This is a genomic window from Pseudomonas sp. G5001 (assembly GCF_013385475.1).
Lineage (GTDB): Bacteria > Pseudomonadota > Gammaproteobacteria > Pseudomonadales > Pseudomonadaceae > Aquipseudomonas.
In genome coordinates, this window is record NZ_JACAPZ010000007.1 from 65,664 (window position 1) to 85,425 (window position 19,762).

Annotated in this window: 20 protein-coding genes; 3 read left to right on the plus strand and 17 right to left on the minus strand. The window is 63.8% G+C overall.

Annotation, left to right across the window (positions count from 1 at the left end; all coding sequences use genetic code 11):
- The first annotated feature begins 19 nt into the window (after window positions 1-19).
- Both HX805_RS06250 and hemE read left to right on the plus strand, forming a co-directional pair.
- On the plus strand, window positions 20-1,438 hold the full coding sequence (locus HX805_RS06250) for an FAD-dependent oxidoreductase (protein WP_003209353.1): 1,419 nt from the start codon (window positions 20-22) through the stop codon (window positions 1,436-1,438).
- A gap of 242 nt (window positions 1,439-1,680) precedes the next feature.
- Entirely contained in the window at window positions 1,681-2,754 is a 1,074-nt protein-coding gene (gene hemE, locus HX805_RS06255; RefSeq protein ID WP_177116704.1) for a uroporphyrinogen decarboxylase, read from the plus strand.
- Between the two features lie 53 nt (window positions 2,755-2,807).
- Here the strand turns inward: hemE and HX805_RS06260 are convergent, their stop codons facing one another.
- Complete coding sequence (locus HX805_RS06260; protein WP_371132458.1) at window positions 2,808-4,025, minus strand: MFS transporter; 1,218 nt, start codon at window positions 4,023-4,025, stop codon at window positions 2,808-2,810.
- Between the two features lie 181 nt (window positions 4,026-4,206).
- Here HX805_RS06260 and HX805_RS06265 point away from each other — a divergent pair, with 181 nt between their 5' ends.
- Window positions 4,207-5,100 (plus strand): LysR family transcriptional regulator, encoded by an 894-nt coding sequence (locus HX805_RS06265; RefSeq protein ID WP_003209358.1) that lies wholly within the window; start codon window positions 4,207-4,209, stop codon window positions 5,098-5,100.
- Window positions 5,101-5,261: 161 nt separating this feature from the next.
- On the opposite strand, the gene HX805_RS06270 is transcribed toward HX805_RS06265, so the two are convergent.
- The 16 genes from HX805_RS06270 to HX805_RS06345 all read right to left on the minus strand — a co-directional run bounded on the left by HX805_RS06270 (window position 5,262) and on the right by HX805_RS06345 (window position 19,753).
- Window positions 5,262-5,702 carry a hypothetical protein gene (locus tag HX805_RS06270; RefSeq protein ID WP_177080419.1) on the minus strand — a complete coding sequence of 147 codons (441 nt, stop codon included), beginning with the start codon at window positions 5,700-5,702 and terminating at the stop codon, window positions 5,262-5,264.
- Between the two features lie 25 nt (window positions 5,703-5,727).
- On the minus strand, window positions 5,728-6,954 hold the full coding sequence (locus HX805_RS06275; RefSeq protein WP_134325611.1) for a beta-ketoacyl-ACP synthase: 1,227 nt from the start codon (window positions 6,952-6,954) through the stop codon (window positions 5,728-5,730).
- A complete protein-coding gene (gene fabG, locus HX805_RS06280; protein ID WP_087692521.1) occupies window positions 6,954-7,682 on the minus strand; it encodes a 3-oxoacyl-ACP reductase FabG in 729 nt (242 codons plus the stop codon). The genes HX805_RS06275 and fabG overlap by 1 nt, the downstream gene beginning before the upstream one ends.
- On the minus strand, window positions 7,679-8,140 hold the full coding sequence (locus HX805_RS06285) for a hotdog family protein (protein ID WP_008439239.1): 462 nt from the start codon (window positions 8,138-8,140) through the stop codon (window positions 7,679-7,681). The genes fabG and HX805_RS06285 overlap by 4 nt, the downstream gene beginning before the upstream one ends.
- Window positions 8,137-9,303: a beta-ketoacyl-[acyl-carrier-protein] synthase family protein gene (locus tag HX805_RS06290; protein ID WP_008439238.1), complete on the minus strand. Its 1,167-nt coding sequence runs from the start codon at window positions 9,301-9,303 to the stop codon at window positions 8,137-8,139. Before HX805_RS06290 ends, HX805_RS06285 begins: the two co-directional genes overlap by 4 nt.
- Window positions 9,300-9,782, minus strand: coding sequence for a hypothetical protein (locus HX805_RS06295; protein WP_023659350.1), 483 nt, complete (start codon window positions 9,780-9,782; stop codon window positions 9,300-9,302). Before HX805_RS06295 ends, HX805_RS06290 begins: the two co-directional genes overlap by 4 nt.
- Window positions 9,779-10,513, minus strand: coding sequence for a class I SAM-dependent methyltransferase (locus HX805_RS06300; RefSeq protein WP_177080418.1), 735 nt, complete (start codon window positions 10,511-10,513; stop codon window positions 9,779-9,781). The genes HX805_RS06295 and HX805_RS06300 overlap by 4 nt, the downstream gene beginning before the upstream one ends.
- Window positions 10,510-12,828 (minus strand): MMPL family transporter, encoded by a 2,319-nt coding sequence (locus tag HX805_RS06305; RefSeq protein ID WP_177116705.1) that lies wholly within the window; start codon window positions 12,826-12,828, stop codon window positions 10,510-10,512. Before HX805_RS06305 ends, HX805_RS06300 begins: the two co-directional genes overlap by 4 nt.
- Window positions 12,818-13,480 (minus strand): outer membrane lipoprotein carrier protein LolA, encoded by a 663-nt coding sequence (locus HX805_RS06310; RefSeq protein WP_177020802.1) that lies wholly within the window; start codon window positions 13,478-13,480, stop codon window positions 12,818-12,820. Before HX805_RS06310 ends, HX805_RS06305 begins: the two co-directional genes overlap by 11 nt.
- A gap of 32 nt (window positions 13,481-13,512) precedes the next feature.
- Complete coding sequence (locus tag HX805_RS06315; protein ID WP_177080416.1) at window positions 13,513-13,938, minus strand: thioesterase family protein; 426 nt, start codon at window positions 13,936-13,938, stop codon at window positions 13,513-13,515.
- Window positions 13,931-15,472 carry a histidine ammonia-lyase gene (gene hutH / locus HX805_RS06320; protein WP_177047539.1) on the minus strand — a complete coding sequence of 514 codons (1,542 nt, stop codon included), beginning with the start codon at window positions 15,470-15,472 and terminating at the stop codon, window positions 13,931-13,933. Before hutH ends, HX805_RS06315 begins: the two co-directional genes overlap by 8 nt.
- Window positions 15,456-16,391, minus strand: a complete 936-nt coding sequence (locus HX805_RS06325; protein WP_008439230.1) for a glycosyl transferase — start codon at window positions 16,389-16,391, stop codon at window positions 15,456-15,458. Before HX805_RS06325 ends, hutH begins: the two co-directional genes overlap by 17 nt.
- Window positions 16,388-17,122: a glycosyltransferase family 2 protein gene (locus tag HX805_RS06330; protein ID WP_177054806.1), complete on the minus strand. Its 735-nt coding sequence runs from the start codon at window positions 17,120-17,122 to the stop codon at window positions 16,388-16,390. Before HX805_RS06330 ends, HX805_RS06325 begins: the two co-directional genes overlap by 4 nt.
- A 167-nt stretch (window positions 17,123-17,289) precedes the next feature.
- Window positions 17,290-18,960, minus strand: a complete 1,671-nt coding sequence (locus tag HX805_RS06335; RefSeq protein ID WP_177080415.1) for an acyl-CoA synthetase family protein — start codon at window positions 18,958-18,960, stop codon at window positions 17,290-17,292.
- The gene (locus tag HX805_RS06340; protein ID WP_008439202.1) at window positions 18,957-19,502 is read right to left on the minus strand and encodes a membrane protein; all 546 of its coding nucleotides are present in this window, start codon (window positions 19,500-19,502) and stop codon (window positions 18,957-18,959) included. Before HX805_RS06340 ends, HX805_RS06335 begins: the two co-directional genes overlap by 4 nt.
- Window positions 19,499-19,753: an acyl carrier protein gene (locus HX805_RS06345; RefSeq protein ID WP_003209389.1), complete on the minus strand. Its 255-nt coding sequence runs from the start codon at window positions 19,751-19,753 to the stop codon at window positions 19,499-19,501. Before HX805_RS06345 ends, HX805_RS06340 begins: the two co-directional genes overlap by 4 nt.
- Between the last annotated feature and the right edge of the window lie 9 nt (window positions 19,754-19,762).

Consider the following 19,762-nt stretch of genomic DNA (forward strand, 5'->3'; position numbering starts at 1 on the left):
AGTTTGATGAGGTTTTAACATGGCTGAACGTCTGAATAACGACTTCCAGTTCATCGATGTCGGGCGCAAAGATCCGAAGAAGAAACTGTTGCGTCAACGCAAGAAAGAGTTCGTGGAAATCTACGAGCCCTTCAAACCCCAGCACTCGGCCGACCAGGCCCACCGCTGCCTGGGTTGCGGTAACCCGTATTGCGAATGGAAGTGCCCGGTGCATAACTTCATTCCGAACTGGCTGAAGCTGGTGGCCGAGGGCAACATCCTCGCCGCCGCCGAGTTGTCGCACCAGACCAACACCCTGCCGGAAGTGTGCGGCCGGGTGTGCCCGCAGGACCGTCTGTGCGAGGGTGCGTGCACCCTCAACGACGGCTTCGGCGCGGTGACCATCGGTTCGGTGGAGAAGTACATCACCGACACCGCGTTCGCCATGGGCTGGCGCCCGGACATGTCCAAGGTCAAGCCGACCGGCAAGCGCGTCGCGATCATCGGCGCGGGCCCGGCGGGCCTGGGCTGTGCCGACGTGCTGGTGCGTGGCGGCGTGACCCCGGTGGTGTTCGACAAGAACCCGGAAATCGGTGGACTGCTGACCTTCGGCATCCCCGAGTTCAAGCTGGAAAAAACCGTACTGAGCCATCGTCGCGAAGTCTTCACCGGCATGGGTATCGAGTTCCGCCTCAATACCGAAATCGGCAAGGACGTGACCATGGAGCAACTGCTCGAAGAATACGATGCCGTGTTCATGGGCATGGGCACCTACACCTACATGAAGGGCGGCTTTGCCGGTGAGGACCTGCCGGGCGTGTACGACGCTCTGGACTTCCTGATCGCCAACGTCAACCGCAACCTGGGCTTTGAAAAGTCGCCGGAAGATTTCGTCGACATGAAAGGCAAGAAGGTCGTGGTGCTGGGCGGTGGTGATACCGCGATGGACTGCAACCGCACTTCGATTCGCCAGGGCGCCAAGTCGGTGACCTGTGCCTACCGTCGTGACGAAGCCAACATGCCGGGTTCGCGCAAAGAGGTGAAGAACGCCAAGGAAGAAGGCGTGAAATTCCTCTACAACCGCCAGCCGATCGCTATCGTCGGTGAAGACCGTGTCGAAGGCGTGAAAGTGGTCGAGACCCGTCTCGGCGAACCGGACGCCCGTGGCCGTCGCAGCCCCGAGCCGATCCCGGGTTCCGAAGAGATCATCCCGGCAGACGCCGTGGTCATCGCCTTCGGTTTCCGCCCAAGCCCGGCGCCTTGGTTCGAGCAGTTCGAAATCCAGACCGACAGCCAGGGCCGCGTTGTAGCCCCGGAACAAGGCCAGTACAAACACCAGACCAGCAACCCGAAAATCTTCGCCGGTGGCGACATGGTGCGCGGGTCTGACCTGGTAGTGACGGCCATCTTCGAAGGCCGCAACGCCGCCGAAGGGATCCTGGATTACCTGCAGGTCTGACCCCGATCCCGGATTGAAATGGGATCAAAATGTGGGAGCGGGCTTGCTCGCGAATGCGGTATATCAGTCACCAGATGTGTTAGCTGACCCACCGCTTTCGCGAGCAAGCCCGCTCCCACATTTGTTTTGTGGCGCTTTCATATCCGCGACAAATTGACCCGATAGACAAAAGGCACGGCTCTTGCCGTGCCTTTTGCGTCGCGCTCTGAGAAAATGCCCGCACTTTTTTTGCGGATGCCGACATGACTGCCCTCAAGAACGACCGTTTCCTTCGTGCCCTGCTCAAGCAACCCGTGGACGTCACCCCTGTGTGGATGATGCGCCAGGCCGGTCGCTACCTGCCGGAATACCGCGCCAGTCGCGCCCACGCCGGCGACTTCATGAGCCTGTGCATGAACCCGGAGTTCGCCTGCGAAGTCACCATGCAACCGCTGGACCGCTATCCACAGCTGGATGCGGCCATCCTGTTCTCCGATATCCTGACCATCCCTGACGCCATGGGCCAGGGCCTGTACTTCGAAACCGGCGAAGGCCCGCGTTTCAAGAAAGTCGTCAGCACCCTGGCCGATATCGAAGCCCTGCCGATCCCCGATCCCCACAAGGACCTTGGCTACGTCATGGATGCGGTCAGCACCATCCGCCGCGAGCTGAACGGCCGCGTGCCGCTGATCGGCTTCTCCGGCAGCCCGTGGACCCTGGCCACCTACATGGTCGAAGGCGGCTCGTCGAAAGACTTCCGCAAGACCAAGGCCATGCTCTACGACAACCCGCAAGCCATGCACCTGCTGCTGGACAAGCTGGCGCAGTCGGTCACCTCCTACCTCAACGGCCAGATCATGGCCGGCGCCCAGGCGGTGCAGATCTTCGACACCTGGGGTGGCAACCTGTCGGCGGCGGCGTACCAGGAGTTCTCCCTGGCCTACATGCGCAAGATCGTCAGCGGCTTGATCCGCGAACACGAAGGCCGCAAAGTGCCGGTGATCATGTTCACCAAGGGCGGCGGCCTGTGGCTGGAAAGCATCGCCGACGCCGGCGCCGGCGCCGACGCGCTGGGCCTGGACTGGACCTGCGACCTCGGCGAAGCCCGTCGCCGCGTGGGCAACAAGGTTGCGCTGCAAGGCAACATGGACCCGACCGTGCTGTACGCCAAGCCGGAAGCGATCCGCGCTGAAGTCGGCCGCATCCTCGCCAGCTACGGCAAAGGCAGTGGTCACGTGTTCAACCTTGGCCACGGCATTACTCCGGAAGTTGATCCGGAGCACGCAGGCGCGTTCCTGCGGGCGGTGCACGAGTTGTCGGCGCAGTATCACGAGTGATCGCGCGGCAATGAAAAAGCCCGGCAGATGCCGGGCTTTTTTGTGAGCGGTGATTAAGCCTTGGCTTCCTGCAACGGCGGTAACTTCGCCAGCTTCAACGCCACCAGCAACGCGACGATCAACAGCGCGACGATAAACCCGCCAATCCCGTTCCACCCGGCGTAGTGCCAGAAAAACCCGCCCGCCGTCCCCGCAATACTCGACCCCACGTAGTAACTGAACAGGTACAGCGACGACGCCTGGCCCTTGGCTTTCAGCGCGCGGCGGCCGATCCAGCTGCTGGCCACTGAGTGGGCGCCGAAGAAGCCGAAGGTGAAGATCAGCATGCCGGGCACTACCAGCCACAGCGGGGTAAACAGCGTCAGGGCGATACCGCCGAGCATCAGCACGATGGTGCCCCAGAGCACACGGCGACGGCCCAGGCGGTCGGCCAGGGAGCCGATTTTCGCCGAGCTGTAGATACCCGAGAGGTAGACCAGCGACAGCAGGCCTACCACGGCCTGGCTCAAATCGTACGGGTCCGCCAGCAAGCGGTAGCCGATGTAGTTGAACATCGTCACAAAGGCGCCCATCAGCACGAAGGCCTCGAGGAACAGCCACGGCAGGCCGGCGTCCTTGAAGTGCATGGTGAAGCCGTCCACCAGGCTGCGCGGGTGCAGGGTGCTGGCGCGGAAGTTGCGCGACTCGGGGAGGATCTTCCAGAACACCGTGGCTGCGATCAGCGCCAGGGCGCCAATGATCAGCATCGCCGTGTGCCAACTGACGAAGTCGATCAGCACACCGATGATCAAGCGCCCGCTCATGCCGCCAATGGCGTTACCACCGATGTACAAACCCATGGCCAGGCCGATGTGTTGCGGGTGGATCTCTTCACTCAGGTAGGTCATGGCCACCGCTGCAAGGCCGCTGAGGGACAGGCCCACCAGTGCGCGCATCAGCAGGATGCCTTCCCAGCTTGGCATCAAGCCGCTGGCGATGGTGCACAGTGCGGCGCAGAACAGCGCGGCAACCATCACCGGCTTGCGCCCCAGGGTGTCGGAAATCGGCCCGGTGATCAGCAGGCCAATGGCGAGCATGCCGGTGGCCACCGAGAGAATCAGGCTGCTTTGCGCGGCATTGATGGAAAATTCGTGGGACAGCGCCGGCATCATCGGCTGTACGCAGTAGAGCAGGGCGAAAGTGGCGAAACCGCCGGAGAACAGCGCCAGCACCGTGCGCATGAACATCGGGGTGCCTTTTTCGATGTACTGCTCGTTGAGCTGTGCCACCACTTCATCGAGGGCGGTGGGCGGTACTTCTTGAGCAAGCGGAGCGACAGCAGATTTCACGCGGGACCTCGGGGAGGAAAGGCTGCCAGGGCTGGCAATGCAAAAAAGAATATAGCTCCCTATTGATTCTTTCCAATATATTGTTCGACCTGTTTAAGAGCTTTTACGACCTAATGAGGTTTTCATGGAACTGCGCCACCTGCGTTACTTCATCGCCGTGGCTGAAGAGCTGCATTTTGGCCGCGCCGCGCAGGTGCTGGGGATCTCCCAGCCGCCCCTGAGCCAGCAGATCCAGGCGCTGGAGCAGGAGATAGGTGCGCGGTTGTTTGAGCGTACCAATCGTCGGGTCGAGCTGAGCGAGGCCGGCAGGTTGTTCCTGCAAGAGGCGCGGTTGGTGCTGGCGCAGGTGGATAAAGCGGCGGACGTGGCGCGTCGGGCGCAGCTGGGGGAACTGGGGGAGTTGAAGATTGGCTTCACCTCTTCTGCGCCGTTCAACTCCAGCATCCCACAGGCGATCTTCGCGTTTCGCCAGGCATTCCCGGCGGTGCATTTGAATCTGCAGGAGATGAGCAGCACGGAAGTGGCTGAGTCGCTGGTGGATGAGTCGATTCAGGTGGGGTTGATGCGACCGTTGCCGTTGCCCGATTCCTTGAGCGTCGTGGAACTGATGCGCGAGCCCTTGGTGGCCGTGCTGAACGCCGGGCATCCGCTGGTGGAGGGCAGTGAGCGTGGTTTGCACCTGGCGCAATTGGCCGAAGAGCCGTTTGTGTTTTTCCCGCGGACTTACGGCAGCGGCCTGTATGCCCAATTGATGAGCCTGGCGCGTGATGCCGGCTTCAGCCCGCACTTCGCGCAGGAGGCCGGGGAGGCGATGACCATCATCGGCCTGGTGGCGGCGGGGTTGGGTGTCTCGGTGTTGCCGGCGTCGTATCAGCGGATCCGCATTGATGGCGTGGTGTATCGCACGTTGCTGGATCAGGAGGCGGTGACGGCGGTGTGGCTGGTGCAGCGCAAAGGCCAGCAGACGCCGATGGCCAAGGCGTTTGTCGAGCTGCTGACCCGCAAGGCATTGGTATGACCGACGTATAACCTGTGGCGAGGGAGCTTGCTCCCGCTGGGCTGCGCAGCAGCCCCAAAACCCGACGACTGAGTTTTACCAGGCAACCTTCAATCGCAGGTTTCAGGGGCGCTTCGCGCCCCAACGGGAGCAAGCTCCCTCGCCACAGGGAAGCGGGTGTTTCAGTTCTGCTTCGACGTCCCGGTCTGCTGGAGCAACTGCGCCGTGTCACTCACACCATTGGTGCGCAACGCCGCCAGGATGTCACGGTCCAGCATGCTCACCCAGCGGTTGTAGTTGCGGTGAATCTTGCCGTCCTTGTAGCCCAGGTCGCGGCTGTCGCGGTAGGTGATGGCGTAGCTGGTGGCGGTGTAGCGGATGTCGATTTCAGCGTGGAACTGGTTGCGCACGTTGATCTCGGCCTGCACCAGTTGCGGGCTCAGGCGCTGCACCACCCATTGGCGTTTGCTCAAGGCCGCGATAATGGTTTGCTTCATTTTTTCTTCGTTGACCTGCGGGTTCGCCGGCAAGTCATGCTGGGTGTTGAGCACCGGTTTGTTGGTGCAGCCAGCGGTGGTGAGCAGGGCCAAAGCGACCAGTGTTGCGCGTAGCAGGGAAGACATTCCATTTCTCCAGTCAGTAAAAAACTTAGACCCAGCGGCGGAAGATCAGCGAAGTGTTGACGCCGCCAAAGGCAAAATTGTTGTTCATCACGTAGTCGCTGTGCAGCTCGCGGAACTCACCTTGCAGGTAGTCCAGCTCGCCGCAGCGCGGGTCGACTTCGTCGAGGTTGAAGGTGTGCACGTATTGGTTGCGGTTCATCATCTCGATGCTGAACCACGACTCCAGCGCGCCGCATGCGCCCAGGGTATGCCCAAGGAAACTCTTCTGCGAACTGATGGGCATGCGGCTGCCGAACAGGCTGCTGGTGGCCAGGGTTTCGGCGATGTCGCCCTGGTCGGTGGCGGTGCCATGGCCGTTCACATAGCCGATGGCGTCGGGCGCAAGCCCCGCATCTTCCAGTGCCAGTTCCATGGCGCGGCGCATGGTGGCCTGTTCCGGGCGGGTGGTGTGCTGGCCGTCGGCGTTGCTGCCGAAGCCGACGATTTCGGCGTGGATATGCGCGCCACGGGCCAGTGCATGTTCCAGCTCTTCGAGTACCAGGATGCCGCCGCCTTCGCCGATCACCAGGCCGTCGCGCCCACTGTCGTAGGGACGTGGGCTGGTTTGTGGTGCATCATTTTTCAGGCTGGTGGCGTACAGCGCATCGAACACCATGGCTTCGGTAGGGCACAGCTCTTCGGCGCCACCTGCCAACATCAGCGGCAGGCGGCCGAACTTGATGGCTTCATAGGCGTAGCCGATGCCCTGGCTGCCGCTGGTGCACGCGCTGGACGTGGGGATCAGCCGGCCGGTGAGGCCGAAGAAAATGCTGATATTCGCCGCCGTGGTGTGGGGCATCATCCGCACGTAGGAGTTGGCGTTCAGCCCCTCGGCCACCGAGTTCAGCAGCATATTGCCGAAGGCCTTGATCTCGTCGGTGCTGCCGGTGGACGAGCCACAGGCCACGCCCATGCGCCCGTCCTTGATCGAATCGTCGCCCAGCAAGCCGGCGTCTTTGAGCGCCTGCTCCGCCGCCCATACCGCCAGCCGGGAAACCCGGCCCATGCTGCGCAGTTGCTTGCGGGTCCAGTGGGCGGGTACCACGAAATCATCGATCGGCCCGGCCAGCCGGGTGTTCAGTTCGGTGAAACGGTCCCACTCGTCCATGCGCCGGATGCCGCTGCGGTTGGCGCGGAAGTTGGCGGCGATGGTTGCCCAATCGCTGCCCAGGGACGTAACGCCGGCCATGCCGGTGACCACCACGCGTTTCATCAGCACAGGCCTCCATTCACGGCCAGCACTTGGCGGGTGATGTAGCCGGCTTCTGCCGACATCAGGAAATTCACCGCCCCGGCGACTTCTTCCGGAGTGCCCATGCGCTGGGCGGGGATCATTTTCATCAGCTCTTCCACCGGTACGTTTTCATCGAGCATCGCGGTGTCGATCAGCCCGGGGGCCACGCAGTTGACGGTGATCTTGCGCTTGCCCAGCTCGATGGCCAGGGCCTTGGCGGCGCCGATCAGGCCGGCCTTGGACGCGCTGTAGTTGACCTGGCCGCGGTTGCCGATCAGCCCGGATACCGAGGTGATGCACACGATCCGCCCGGCGGCGCGACGACGAATCATCGGCATCATCACCGGGTGCAGCACGTTGTAGAAACCGTCGAGGTTGGTGCGCATCACCACGTCCCAATCGTCTTCCGACAGCGCTGGAAACGCGCCGTCGCGCGTCAGGCCCGCATTGAGCACCACGCCGTAATACGCGCCATGGGCTTCCACGTCGGCTTCAAGGATCTCCTTGCAGCTGGCGCGGTCCGCCACATCGAATTGCAACACCCGGGCCTTGCGCCCCAGCGCTTCGATTTCGACCTGCACCGCATCCGCCTCGGCACGCCCGCTGCGGCAATGCAGCACGATGTCGTGCCCGGCCTGGGCCAGGCGCACAGCGATAGCGCGGCCGATGCCACGGCTGGAGCCGGTCACCAATACGGATTCAGTCATGGCGTGGTGTCCTTCGATTCATCTAAATAGTTGGCCGCCTGGGGCGGTCGAAATACGTTCAAGCGCGCGCTGGCCTGGATGCCGTGACCGGTGAGGTGGCATTCGAACACACCCATGCCGTTGTCGTCTTCCAGGGAGCGCAGGCCGTGGATGGTCAGCTCGGTGCCGGCGGGAAAGTGCTCGACGTTGCACTCAAACTTGCGCGTGCCCAGCAGGAAGCCCAACTCCACGGCTTCACCTTTCTGGCGCGCACGGCAACCGGCGTAGGCCGCGACGCTTTGCGCCATCAACTCAACGCCGACCCACGCAGGCAGGCTGCCGTCGGCGCGGTTGAAAAGACCGCCGGGCTTGACCGTCAGGCGGGTCTGGATCTGTTCTTCATCAAAGCTCAGGACCTGATCGATCAGGATCATGTCACCGGCGTGGGGCAGCAGTTCGGCGAGCGGCCAATCAGTCATGGGGCGTCTCCGATAATCAGGCTGACGTTGTTGCCGCCGAAGGCAAACGAGTTGCTCATCAGGCAGCGTTTTTCCAAGGCGTCGCCGGGCGACGCCCACTTCAGTACGGGCAGGTCGGGGTCCGTCTGGCCATCCCAGACATGCGGCGGCACTACGCCTTCTGCCAGGCTCAGCCAGCAGAACGCCGCTTCCAGCGCGCCGGCGGCGCCCAGGGTGTGGCCGGTCATGGGTTTGGTCGAGGAGCAGGCTACGCCGTCCGGGAACAGGGCCGCGACCGCCAGGCTTTCCATGGCATCGTTATGTTGGGTAGCGGTGCCGTGCAGGTTCAGGTAACCGATTTGTCCGGGCGCCAGTTGTGCGCTGGCCAGGGCCTTGCGCATCGCTTGCAACGCACCCTTGCCGGTAGGCTCGGGGGCGGAAATATGGTGGGCGTCGCAACTGGCACCACTGCCCAGCAGTGCGACCGGCGCCGGGGTTTTGCTCATCAGGAACAACACGGCGGCTTCGCCGATATTGATGCCGTTGCGGTTCAGCGAAAACGGATTGCAGCGCTCTGCCGAAACCGCCTCCAGCGACGAAAAACCATTGAGGGTCAGCTTGCACAGCGTGTCGACACCACCGCAGATCACCGCATCGCACACGCCCAGGTCCAACAGGCGTTGGGCACTCATCAGCGCTCGTGCGCTGGAGGTGCAGGCGGTGGAAATCACGTAGGCCGGGCCGCTCAGTTGCAGCCAGTCGGCGAGGAAATCGGCCGGGGCGCCAAGCGCCTGTTGCTGATAGTCGTAGTCGGCGGGGAACTGGTTTTCCCGCAGATAGTGGGCGATGCCACGGCTGGCTTCATCGATGCCCGAGGTGCTGGTGCCGAGCACGATGCCAATGCGCGACGCGCCGAACGTCTGGATCGCTTGCCGGATCTCGTCGTCAATCTGCAACGCGGCTTCCAGCAGCAACTGGTTATTGCGGCTGCGATGGGATTCCAGCCCGGGCGGTATCGCCGCCAGTTCACCGTGCACAGCGGCCACCGGCAACACACGCTCCGGCACCCAGCCGCTTTCGGCGCGCATGCCGGAGCAGTCGCCGGCAAACAGGCTGCGGCTGACTTCGCGCTTGTCGCGGCCCAGGGCGCAGATCACGCCGAGGGCATTGAGGTAGGCGCTCATCGGGCAGCCCCTAGCGGCGAGATGTGGTAGGTAAGGTGTTGCCCGATCACGTCCACGCGAAACACCAGGGAGGAGTGATAGGTGATCTTCCAGTGGGACGGCAGGGTGCGGATCAGGTCCATTTCCTGGGTGCCGGGGTACAGCCTGGAAACTTCATCCGCCGAGGTCAGGGCGAACAACAGCGCGGCAAACAGTTCACGCGCCTGGGGATTGGGCGGCAGCAGACCGTCGGCCTGCCAGGCGCCATTGATCAGCATCTGCCGAGCCTGGGGAATGCCCAGCGGGTCCATCATCGACCAGCGAATCCCGCCGCCTTCGCGCTGCATCACCAGCAACCAGTCCTGGCGTTGGCCATCCTGTTCGCGTTGTACGTGCAGTTGCAGTGGCAGGCTCAGTACCGGGTTTTTCGACGGCAACGGCGGCTGGCTGGCGCACGCGCCCAGCAGCAACAGACAGCCGATCAACAGCATTCGGATCATGTTTCAGCGCTCGCCAGAGGTTTGCGGGCGACCACGTTGACCAGGGTTTCTTCGCGCTGGCCGGCCGGTTTTGGCTGGCGCAGGCCCCAGCGTTCAAGCAGGCCGAAGTCGGTGGCGCGGCTCCACCACAGGTACGGATACGAGACGTTCTGCGGGCCGAACTCAAAGCCCTGCTCGCGAATCATTTCAAGGTACTCCTCGGCGCTTTTCTGCACATGCATCGGGTGACGAAACAGCCAGCGGATTACCCAAGTGTCGATATAGGCCTCGGTGGATTCGGCAAACAGCAGGTAGCCGCCCGGCTTGAGCACCCGATAGAACTCTTTCAGGGCGCGATGTTGTTCCACCAGATGATGGAAGGTCTGGTGACAGAACAGCACGTCGACACTGGCGTCGGCCACGTCGAGGGTCGCGCAATCGCTGCCGATCAACTCGATGGCGATGCCCTGGCGCGCGGCTTCGGCGCGGCTCAGGTCGAGGCTGTGTGGGTCAGCATCCAGGCCGATCAGGCGCTCGGGGGCGAACACTTGCTGCAAATACTGGAACGACTTGCCCTGGCCGCAGCCGGCGTCCAGTAGCACCGGAGCAACCGGCAGCGGTTCGCTGAACAGGCTGCGCAGGTCGTTAATGGCCACGCGCAGCACATGGTGCTGCCAGGTGTGGCTGCGCAGGAACCAGAAGCCGAATTTGGTTTCTTCGACGTAGTTCTTGCTGAGGTATTGGCTGCTCATCGTTTCTTCCTTGTCCCGGACGGGGCGGCCCACGGTGCCAGCATGAAGCTGAACGCCAGCCCCAGGCTTACCGATAGCCCAAAATTACTCACCGCCGGCGTGCTGGAAATGGCCAGCAGGCCGAACGATAGCCAAGTAGTCACGGCCGCCAACAGTGTGCCCAACAGGCTCACGGCGGCGCCGCCAATTTGTTCACGCATCAGGATCGCGTAGTCGACGCTGATGGCGGTCACCAGCAGCAGGCCGAACAGGCTGAAAAACGTCAGCGGCTGCCCCAGCCAACCCAGGCTGGCCAGGCTGCACAGCGCCGCCAGCAACGGCAGGGCGACGATGCGCAAGGCGCCGCCGAAGCCGAACGGCAGGATCAGCAGCAGTACGATCAACACGCAGGACATCAATTTCAATTCGGCAGCGCTGATTTGCGTCGCGGCAAACACCTGGTTCAAGTCGCCCAGGCGGTCCACCAACTGCACGCCGGGCAGATCCAGGGCCTGCACCCGCAGCAAGGCCGGGTTGTTCAACCCTTGCAGGCTCACCATCGCCGCCACGCCACCGTCGACATTCCCCAGCCACAGCGTGCGCCACGGCTCGGCCAGCGGGCCGACCAGTGCTGCGTCGATGTCTTCGGTGGGCAAGGCCTGCAACTGGGCCAGCTCGGCTTGCAGGGCGGCGGCCGGTACGCCGAGGTCCAGCAATGGCTGCCAGTACTGCGGCAGTTGGTTCAGGGCCTCGCGCAGTTGCTGTTGCTCCGCCGGCGCGCTGACCAACTGGTTGAGCGCCAGGTAACCCTGGAGCTTGTCCATGTTCACCAACTGATCCAGGCGCTGGCTCAGCGCGGCCTGGCGCTCCAGCAATTGCGGTTGATTGTCCGCCCGTACCAGAAAGAACTGGCTGGTGGGCTGGAACCCGGTAATCCGCGCAACGGCCTGGGCTTCCTGCAGCAACTGCGGCGGCGCACCGATCCACTGGCGGATATCGTTTTTGCTGTTCAGGTGCCACAGCCCACCGGCGCAAAACACCAACACCAGTATCAACAACACCGGGCCTGGCAGGCGCTTGAGCAGCGACTCGCGCACGCTCAGCAGGAACTCGGCAATGCGCAGCGGCCATTGCGCCGGGCGCAGCTCGACGCCTTTGAGCAAGGCCGGCAACAGGCACACGGCCGACAGGTAAGCGCCCACCAGACCGGCAGCGGAGAACACCGCGATTTGCGTCAGCGCCGGGAACGGCGTCCACGCCAGGGCCAGGTAACCGATGCAACTGGTGGCCAGGCTCAGGCTCAGGCCCGGCAAGGTCAGGCGCAAGGCCGGCCAACTGCGCCAAGGGCTCATGCTCCAGCTCTTGGACAGGTAATGCAGCGGGTAATCCACCGCCACGCCGATCAGGCTCGAGCCCAGCACCAGCGTGATCACATGCATATGCCCGAACAGCGCCACACAGGCCACCGCACCAAACAGCATGCCCACCAGCACCGGCACGAACGCCAGCAACACCCGCCAGCGGCGGAACGCAAGCAGCAGCAATAACAGGATGCCTACCGTCGCGCCGCCGCCGACCCAGGTGATTTCCCGGGTGGCCTGCTGCTGACCATTGGCTGCATACAGCAGGCCGCTGGCGGCGAGCAATTGCGCGCCTTGCTGGTCGGCCTGCTCGCGGCTGGCCTTGAGCAGGTCAGCCACTTGCAGCGGCAGTTTCATGTCGAAGGCATTGCCGGTGGTGCGGGCCCGCAGCAGTACCCAGCTTTTGCCGTCGGCATCGGCGATCAGCGCGCCGCTGCCGATATCCAGCTGCACCGAACCGTGTTGCGGCTGGCTGTTCTGGATGCGCCCGGTGAGGCCCAGCCAATCGTCCTGGCTCGGCACCAGGCTGAAGCCGGTGAACGGGTCGAACAGCGCCTGAACCCGCTGCTGAATAAACGCCTGGGGCTCGTCGATCAGTTGCTCGCGATCCTTGGCCGAGAGCATCGCCAGCCGGCCTTGCAGCAACTGCTGACGCAGGGCTGGCAGGTCGGCTTGGAGGTTCCACTGGACCTTTTCAAACAGGCCGCTGGCTTGCCAGGCTTCGCCCAATTGCGTCGCCATGGCCACGGCTTTTTGCCGGTCGGCATGCCCCACCAGCACCAGCATTTCGCGGTTCAGCGGTTCCTGCATGCGCTGTTCGGCCCGCAGCTCCAGCGCATCCGGCGCGGTGCCGGGCACCAGTTCCATCAGGTTCGCCGACAGCGGTGCGCCATGGCGCCATTGCCAGCCCGCCAGGGCCAACACGGCCACCAGCAGGATCAGGAACAGGCGCGGCAACCAGCGTTCACTCGGCAAAGTCGTGTTGCTCCGCGTCGCTCAAGGGCTGGCTGCTGGTGCTGTCCTGCATGCGCAGTACGGTGCTGTCGCCCTGGGTTTCCAGCAGCTCGATCTTCTGCACCAGTTCGCCGCCGTCGATATTGATTTGGGTGAACACCTGCTTGAGCAGCAGCGAGCGCGGGATCAACGTGAGTTTCCACTGCTGGGCTTCGCCTTGCAGTTGAAGCTCGAAGTCACGCTGCAAGCCACTGCTGTCGCCCTGTAACACGGCGAGGAACAAACGGTTCTGCTCGGCGCCGGCGCTCTTGTTCGGCAGCAATTGCCAGCCGTTGGCGTCACGCCGGGCGATGCCGTTGGCGCTGATGCGGTAGTCCTGTTGCAGCGGGGTTTTCAGCAGCCACAGCAGGCCGTGATCCTTGGCCAGGACAAACGTGCCCTTGCTGACCAGCGGTTGCGGCAGGGCGCGCAGGTGTTTTTCCTGGGTGAAGTTGCCGTGGATCACCGACGGTTTTGCAAGCTGATCGCTGAGTTGTTGCAGGTCGAAAGCATGGGCCAGGCCTGGAATGCTTAACAACAGGATTAGCGCGGTCCTTGTGGGAGCGAGCTTGCTCGCGAAGAACCTGAGGGCGCCGAGAAGTGTCAGGCGTCTCGCGTTATCGTTGACGACCATCGCGGGCAAGCCCGCTCCCACAGGGTTGTGTGTCATGACAGCGCCCTCTCGACTGCGTCGACAAATACCTTCGGCGAGGCCAACTGCATTTCGCGACTGGCAATTTCCACCGCCACTTGCACAGTGCTGGCGCGGGTCAGGCGTTTACCGGTGGCCTTGTCGCTGATCAGGTAATTGACCTTCAAGCGGTTCTCCCACTCCACCAGGCTGGCGCGCACGTTGATAGTCTGGCCGAAGGTCGCGCCGCGCACATAGCGCAGCTGCATGTCGATCACCGGCCAGGCGTAGCCCGCTTGCAGCATCGCCGTGTAGTTGTGGCCGAGCTTGTCCAGCAAGGCGCAGCGGGCGACTTCCAGGTACTTTACGTAGTGCCCGTGCCACACCACGTTCATGGTGTCGATGTCGAAAAACGGCACGAGGATTTCAGTGTCGCAGTGCAACACGCCGGGGCTACGCATGCAGCCTCCAGTGTTGCTCGGCGATGCGTTTCAGGCACAGGCGCAGTTCGCCTTCCAGGGCGCGGTCTTCGATGACCGGCGGGAAGTCCTTGGCCAGCTCGTCGTGCATGGCGGCCAGCGCCGGCGGCAGCGGGCGCGCATCTTCAGCCTGGGCCCGTAGCCATACGCCCTGGTTGGCGGCGAGCAAGGTGGCGGCGGCGACTTGTTCGGTCAGTTCCAGCACACGAATCGCATCGCGGGCGGCGATGGTGCCCATGCTCACCTTGTCCTGGTTGTGGCACTCGGTGGAGCGCGAGAACACGCTGGCCGGCATGGTGTTTTTCAGCGCTTCGGCGGTCCAGGCGCTGGTGCCGATCTGCACAGCCTTGAAGCCGTGGTTGATCATCGCCCGCTCGGCTGGCGCACCCGACAAATTGCTCGGCAAGCCGTGGTTGTAACGCACGTCCACCAGCAGCGCGAGCTGGCGGTCCAGCAGGTCGGCGACGTTGGCCACCAGGGTCTTGAGGCTGTCCATGGCGAACGCGATGTGGCCGCCGTAGAAGTGGCCGCCGTGCAGCACGCGTTCTTCTTCGGCGTCGATGATCGGGTTGTCGTTGGCGCTGTTGAGTTCGATCTCGATGAACGAGCGCAACCAGTTCAGGCTGTCGGCCAGCACGCCCAGGACGTGGGGGGCGCAGCGCAGGGAGTAACGGTCTTGCAGGCGATGCAGCGGCGCGGTCGGCGCGTCGATGGCCAGATCCTTGCGCAGCCAGGCGGCGACTTGCATCTGCCCCGGGTGCGGCTTGGCGGCAAACAGGCGCTCGTCGAAATGCTCCGGGTTGCCTTGCAGCGCCACCACGTTCAGCGCGGTGATGCGCGTGGCCAGTTGCAGCAGGTAGTCGGCGCGGGCGAAGGCCAGGCAGGCGAGGCCGGTCATCACGGCGGTGCCGTTCATCAGTGCCAGGGCCTCTTTCGGGCGCAGTACCAGCGGGTCCCAGCCCAGCTCGCGGTGCACCTCCGCCGCCTGGCGGCGTTCGCCACGGAACAGCACTTCGCGCTCGCCTGACAAGGTCGCGGCCACGTAGGACAGCGGCGTCAAATCACCGCTGGCGCCCACCGAGCCTTCTTCCGGAATCAGCGGCAGCACGTCAAATTCCAGGAACGCGTGCAGGCGCTCCAGCAACTCCACGCGCACGCCCGACACGCCATGGCACAGCGACTGCAACCGCGCCGCCAGCACCGCGCGGGTGGCTTGCGCATCCAGCAACTTGCCCAGGCCGCAGCCGTGGAACGTGTAGAGGTGGCGGGGCAGCGCTTCGACGTGCTCCAGCGGCACCGCCACCACGCACGAGTCGCCGTAGCCGGTGGTCACGCCGTAGATCACGCCTTCCTTGTCCAGCAACGAATCCAGGAACTGCGCGCCCTTGGCGATGCGCTGGCGGTACTTGGCATCAGCTTGCAGTTGAGTCGGCGCCTGACGGTTGGCCAGGGCCAGCACGTCTTCGATGCGCAGGGGAATTTCGCCGAAGGTTACCGGCTCAAGATGCGTCGTCATCGGTCTTCCAGAAAGGGTAAAAGTTGAACCATTGTTGGGGCGCTTCCAGGCAGAACTGGCCCAGGCGCTCGGCGTAGCGGGCGGTCCATTGTGCGATCACCTGCTGGCGGTCGCTGCGTTTCCATTCGATCAACTGGGCAAACGGCTCGATGATCAGGCGATAACGGCCTTGATGCTTCAAGCACATCAGCAGGTTGACCGGGCATTTCAGCAAACCGGCCAACAGCCACGGGCCTTGGGGGAAGGCGGCGTCATGGCCGAGGAAATCCACGCGCACCGTACGCCCGCCATGCAGCGGTACGCGGTCGCCGGCAATCGCCAGCCACTCGCCGTCGTCGAGGCGCTGGCTGAGCAGCATCATCACCGCCGGGTCGAGTTCGCTGACCTGGATCAGGCGCAGATTGGTCGCCCCGGCTTCGCCCAGAATCCGGTTGAAACGTTCAGCGTGCTTGGTGTGCACCAGCACGTTCATGGTGACCTTTTCGCCAAGCTCGGCGAGGGCGCGGCACACCTCAAGATTGCCCAGGTGCGCGCCCACCAGCATCTGCCCGCGTTCGCTGCGCAGCTGGCCGCGCAGTTGGGCCGGGTCGATGATTTCGATCTGCTCCAGGCGCAGCTTGCCGTTCCATACGTCGAGCTTGTCCAGCAGGGCGTCGGCGAATGCCATGAACTGGCCGAAGACGCTTCTGTGGGTAGGGCGCAGGTCGTCGCGCCGGCTCCAGTCGGCCAGGCGCTGCTGGTATTGCCAGGCGCTTTGGCGGGCCGTGCGGCCGAACAGAAAGAAGTAGAAAACGATGCCGTAGAGCAGCGGGCTCAGCAGCCGGCGCCCGAGGACCTTGGCGGCGAAGGCGGTGAATTTCATCAGCCAGAAGCTGCCGCGCTCCTCGCGGTCGGCCCAGTGCTTGGTGTCCTGGCTCATGCCTGCCACCGGCGCCAGAGGATCATCGGCGCGCGCACCAACATGCCGAAGAACAGCCGGGTGTGCATCGAGGAAATCAGCGCGTTGTCATGGAACAGGCGAAAGTGCGACAGGCCGTCGGCGGGGTAGTGCACCTTGGTCGGCAGCCAGCGCATCGGCTGGTTGCGCCAGGCCAGGCGCACCAGGATGTCGGAGTCGAAATCCATGCGTTTGCCGATGTTGGCCGAGTCCATCAAGGCCAGGGTCGGTGGCAGTGGGTACACGCGAAAGCCGCACATGGAATCGCGGATCTGCAGCGACAAGGTGTTGATCCACACCCAAACGTGGGTCAGGTAGCGCGCGTAAAGGCGGCCCTTGGGCACGCTGTCGTCGTATTCCGGGTAGCCGCAGATCACCGCATTCGGGTGGGCGCGGGAGGCGTCGAGGAAGGTACCGACTTCCCGCAGGTCGTGCTGGCCGTCGGCGTCCACTTGCAGGGCGTGGGTGAAACCCAGGCGTGCGGCTTCGCGAAAGCCGGCCATGACGGCGGCGCCTTTGCCCTGGTTGGCGGGCAGGGTCAGCAGGGACACGTTGTCGAGGGTTGCCAGTTGCGCCAGCACGGCGGCGCAGGCGGCGCTGCTGCCGTCGTCTACCAGCAGGCATGGCAGGCCGCTGGACAGCACGCTATGAACCACGGCGGGCACGGCGGCTTCGTGGTTATAGACCGGGATCAAGGCGCAGGGCTTATGCATAACAGATACCCCATTGGCAGAAGCGCTGTGCGTGGCGAGGGAGCTTGCTCCCGCTGGGCTGCGAAGCGGCCCCAACACAGGCGACACCGATTTGCCTGACAAACCACAGTGCCTGGGTTGGGAGTGCTGCGCACTCCAGCGGGAGCAAGCTCCCTTGCCACAAAAGCTTAATCACTGACCCTCCCCAGCACGATCCGCCCACTGGAGCAGGCGGCCGCCTCATTGCGGTAGGCGAAGTACAACTTGCCGCGCTCCTGATCGAACCGCAGGTGCAGTTCGATCCGGTCATCCGGGCGTACCAGTTGCTGGAACTTGAGCACTTCCATCCCGGCGAACGGCCCCGGCAGCTTGAGCAGTTGCTGGCCCAGGCTCAGCGCCCAATCCACTTGCACCACGCCCGGTAGCACCGGGGTTTGCGGGAAGTGGCCGCTGAAGTAGGCGAGGTCCGGCGGGATCGCCAGTTGCAGGGTCCATTCACCGTTGGCTTCGACTTGTTCCAGTACTTCCGGGGCTTTCGGGCGCGGTGCCAGCAGCAGGGCTTCGACGTCGGCCTGGGGCAGCTTGCCTTGGGTGTTCAGCGGCAATTGGCGCAACAGGCGCCAGCGGCGGGGCAGCGCCAGGGCTTCGCAGTGTTGGCTCAAGTGCTGGCGCAGGGTTTGGGTGACGGTGCGCCGGCCCTGGTTACGCAAGGCATGCAAGCCGTCTGCGCTGAGCACCACGAGGGCGCCGAGGGAGGCGCGGTTTTCCTGAACCACGCCCAGGCGCGTTTCAGCGACCCAGGCATGGTCCATCAGCGCCTGTTCCAGCATCGGCAGGGAGATGCGTTTTTCTTCCAGCTTGACGATGCGGTCCAGGCGGCCGAGCAATTCGAAGCGGCCGTCGGCGTGGATGGTGGCGGCGTCGGCGGTCTGTTCGACATGGCCGGCGGGCAAGTATGGCGAGGCGATGCGCAAGGCGCCGTCGGCGTCCTGGCTCAGTTGCACGTCGGCAAACGGCTGCCACGGTTGTTCGCCCTGGCGCCAGGCGATACCACCGGTTTCCGAGCTGCCGAGGATTTCCGTCGGCCATTGCTGCAGGCGCTGATGCAGGCTGCCGGCGGCCTCAAGGGGCAAGGCGCCGCCGGAGGAAAACACCCGTTTGACCGGTGTAAGCGCTGGCCAGTCGAGGTTGTCACCCATGCGCTTGAGGAGCGCCGGGCTGGCGACCCAGGCAAATTGCGCATGCTCGCGGCTGGCGCGCTGCAAGTCCTCGGGAAATGCCAACTGTTGGCGCACAAAGGTGCGCCCGGCACACAACGGCCACAGCACCCGAAACAGCAAGCCATAGATATGCTGGGTGGCGACGCTGCCGATGATGCAGGCCTCGCCGAGGTCGGCGCCCCACAGGGTTTCCAGCGCCTGGACCTCGTTGGCCATCTGGCGCAGGGTTTTGTCGATGCGCTTGGGTTCGCCGCTGGAGCCGGAGGTGCACAGGCTCAGGCAGCAGGCATCCAGGTCCAGGGCTGCGGCGCTTGATGGCGCTTGATACAGCGCGTCCAAGTCGCTGGCCTCGGTCAACCAGGCGTCGACGGCATCGTCCCAGCGTTGGCGCGTTTGTGGTTGCAGGTCGGCAGGCAACAACACGCTGACGCCTGCTCGCCACGCACCCAGCAGCGCGATCGCCAGCAAGCCGGCATCTTCCAGGTACACCGCCAGGCGCTGGATGCCGCGGGCTTGCAACCCGGCGGCCAGGCTCAGGGACTTCTCCCACAGGTGTGGGTGATCCAGGGCAGGTTCGGTGGTGACCAAACGCTGCTCCACAGGCTCAAGCAGCAAGTGCTCAAGATTCAACCAATTCATACGCGGCCTCGAACCCTTTGTCGTACCAGCCATTCCACGGCAAACAACAGCCCCATCAGCCCGTAGGCGATCATGCCGTTGTACAACGTCCACCAGCTCAGCGGCGCCCACAGGGTGAGCGCGGCGGCGAGCAGGCCGTTACACAGGAAAAATACACTCCACACCACGGTGACCTGGCGGGTATACACAATCGCTTCTTCGGGCAGTTGCGGCTCGCTCATGCGCGCCAGGCGCTCGACCATCGGCGGCCCGTATTTCAGGCTCAGGCCGAACAGTGCCAGCATGAAGGCGCTGACCAGGCTCGGGTACCAGCGCAGCATCTGCGGGTTGTCGAACCAGGCGAGCAGCAGGCAAAAGACAATGATCGCCGCCGCCATCCAGCGGCTGCCCGGGCGCCTGGCGCCGGTCAGGGCGCGCAACAGCCACAGGCTGCCCAGCAGCAGGCCAAATTGCCACGGGGCAAAATGCTCAGTGCCGTAATACACCGCAAAAGGGTACAGCAGCCCCGCCAGCAACAGGCCAAGGCCGATCAGCCGGCTCATGCGGCCGGTTGAACCAGACGGTAGACCGCCTCGACCACGTCATTCACGGTGCGCACGGCCTTGAACTCTTCGGCGGCGATTTTCTTGCCGGTCTGGCGCTTGATGTGGTCGATCAGGTCCACTGCATCAATGCTGTCGATTTCCAGGTCCTGGTACAGGTTGGCGTCGAGCGTGACGCGTTCCGGTTCCAGTTCAAACAGTTCCACCAGGGCGTCGCGCAAGGTGTTGAAAATATCGTCACGAGTTTGCATGGTACGGTC

Excerpts from the sequence above, each read along its gene's own strand:
- hemE (WP_177116704.1), top strand. The coding sequence starts at position 1,681 with ATGACTGCCCTCAAGAACGACCGTTTCCTTCGTGCCCTGCTCAAGCAA.
- HX805_RS06315 (WP_177080416.1), bottom strand. The coding sequence starts at position 13,938 with ATGCGTAGCCCCGGCGTGTTGCACTGCGACACTGAAATCCTCGTGCCG.
- HX805_RS06330 (WP_177054806.1), bottom strand. The coding sequence starts at position 17,122 with ATGCATAAGCCCTGCGCCTTGATCCCGGTCTATAACCACGAAGCCGCC.
- HX805_RS06275 (WP_134325611.1), bottom strand. The coding sequence starts at position 6,954 with ATGAAACGCGTGGTGGTCACCGGCATGGCCGGCGTTACGTCCCTGGGC.
- fabG (WP_087692521.1), bottom strand. The coding sequence starts at position 7,682 with ATGACTGAATCCGTATTGGTGACCGGCTCCAGCCGTGGCATCGGCCGC.
- HX805_RS06335 (WP_177080415.1), bottom strand. The coding sequence starts at position 18,960 with ATGAATTGGTTGAATCTTGAGCACTTGCTGCTTGAGCCTGTGGAGCAG.
- HX805_RS06310 (WP_177020802.1), bottom strand. The coding sequence starts at position 13,480 with ATGGTCGTCAACGATAACGCGAGACGCCTGACACTTCTCGGCGCCCTC.
- hutH (WP_177047539.1), bottom strand. The coding sequence starts at position 15,472 with ATGACGACGCATCTTGAGCCGGTAACCTTCGGCGAAATTCCCCTGCGC.
- HX805_RS06290 (WP_008439238.1), bottom strand. The coding sequence starts at position 9,303 with ATGAGCGCCTACCTCAATGCCCTCGGCGTGATCTGCGCCCTGGGCCGC.
- HX805_RS06345 (WP_003209389.1), bottom strand. The coding sequence starts at position 19,753 with ATGCAAACTCGTGACGATATTTTCAACACCTTGCGCGACGCCCTGGTG.
- HX805_RS06285 (WP_008439239.1), bottom strand. The coding sequence starts at position 8,140 with ATGACTGATTGGCCGCTCGCCGAACTGCTGCCCCACGCCGGTGACATG.
- HX805_RS06295 (WP_023659350.1), bottom strand. The coding sequence starts at position 9,782 with ATGATCCGAATGCTGTTGATCGGCTGTCTGTTGCTGCTGGGCGCGTGC.
- HX805_RS06300 (WP_177080418.1), bottom strand. The coding sequence starts at position 10,513 with ATGAGCAGCCAATACCTCAGCAAGAACTACGTCGAAGAAACCAAATTC.
- HX805_RS06340 (WP_008439202.1), bottom strand. The coding sequence starts at position 19,502 with ATGAGCCGGCTGATCGGCCTTGGCCTGTTGCTGGCGGGGCTGCTGTAC.
- HX805_RS06265 (WP_003209358.1), top strand. The coding sequence starts at position 4,207 with ATGGAACTGCGCCACCTGCGTTACTTCATCGCCGTGGCTGAAGAGCTG.
- HX805_RS06250 (WP_003209353.1), top strand. The coding sequence starts at position 20 with ATGGCTGAACGTCTGAATAACGACTTCCAGTTCATCGATGTCGGGCGC.
- HX805_RS06270 (WP_177080419.1), bottom strand. The coding sequence starts at position 5,702 with ATGTCTTCCCTGCTACGCGCAACACTGGTCGCTTTGGCCCTGCTCACC.
- HX805_RS06325 (WP_008439230.1), bottom strand. The coding sequence starts at position 16,391 with ATGAGCCAGGACACCAAGCACTGGGCCGACCGCGAGGAGCGCGGCAGC.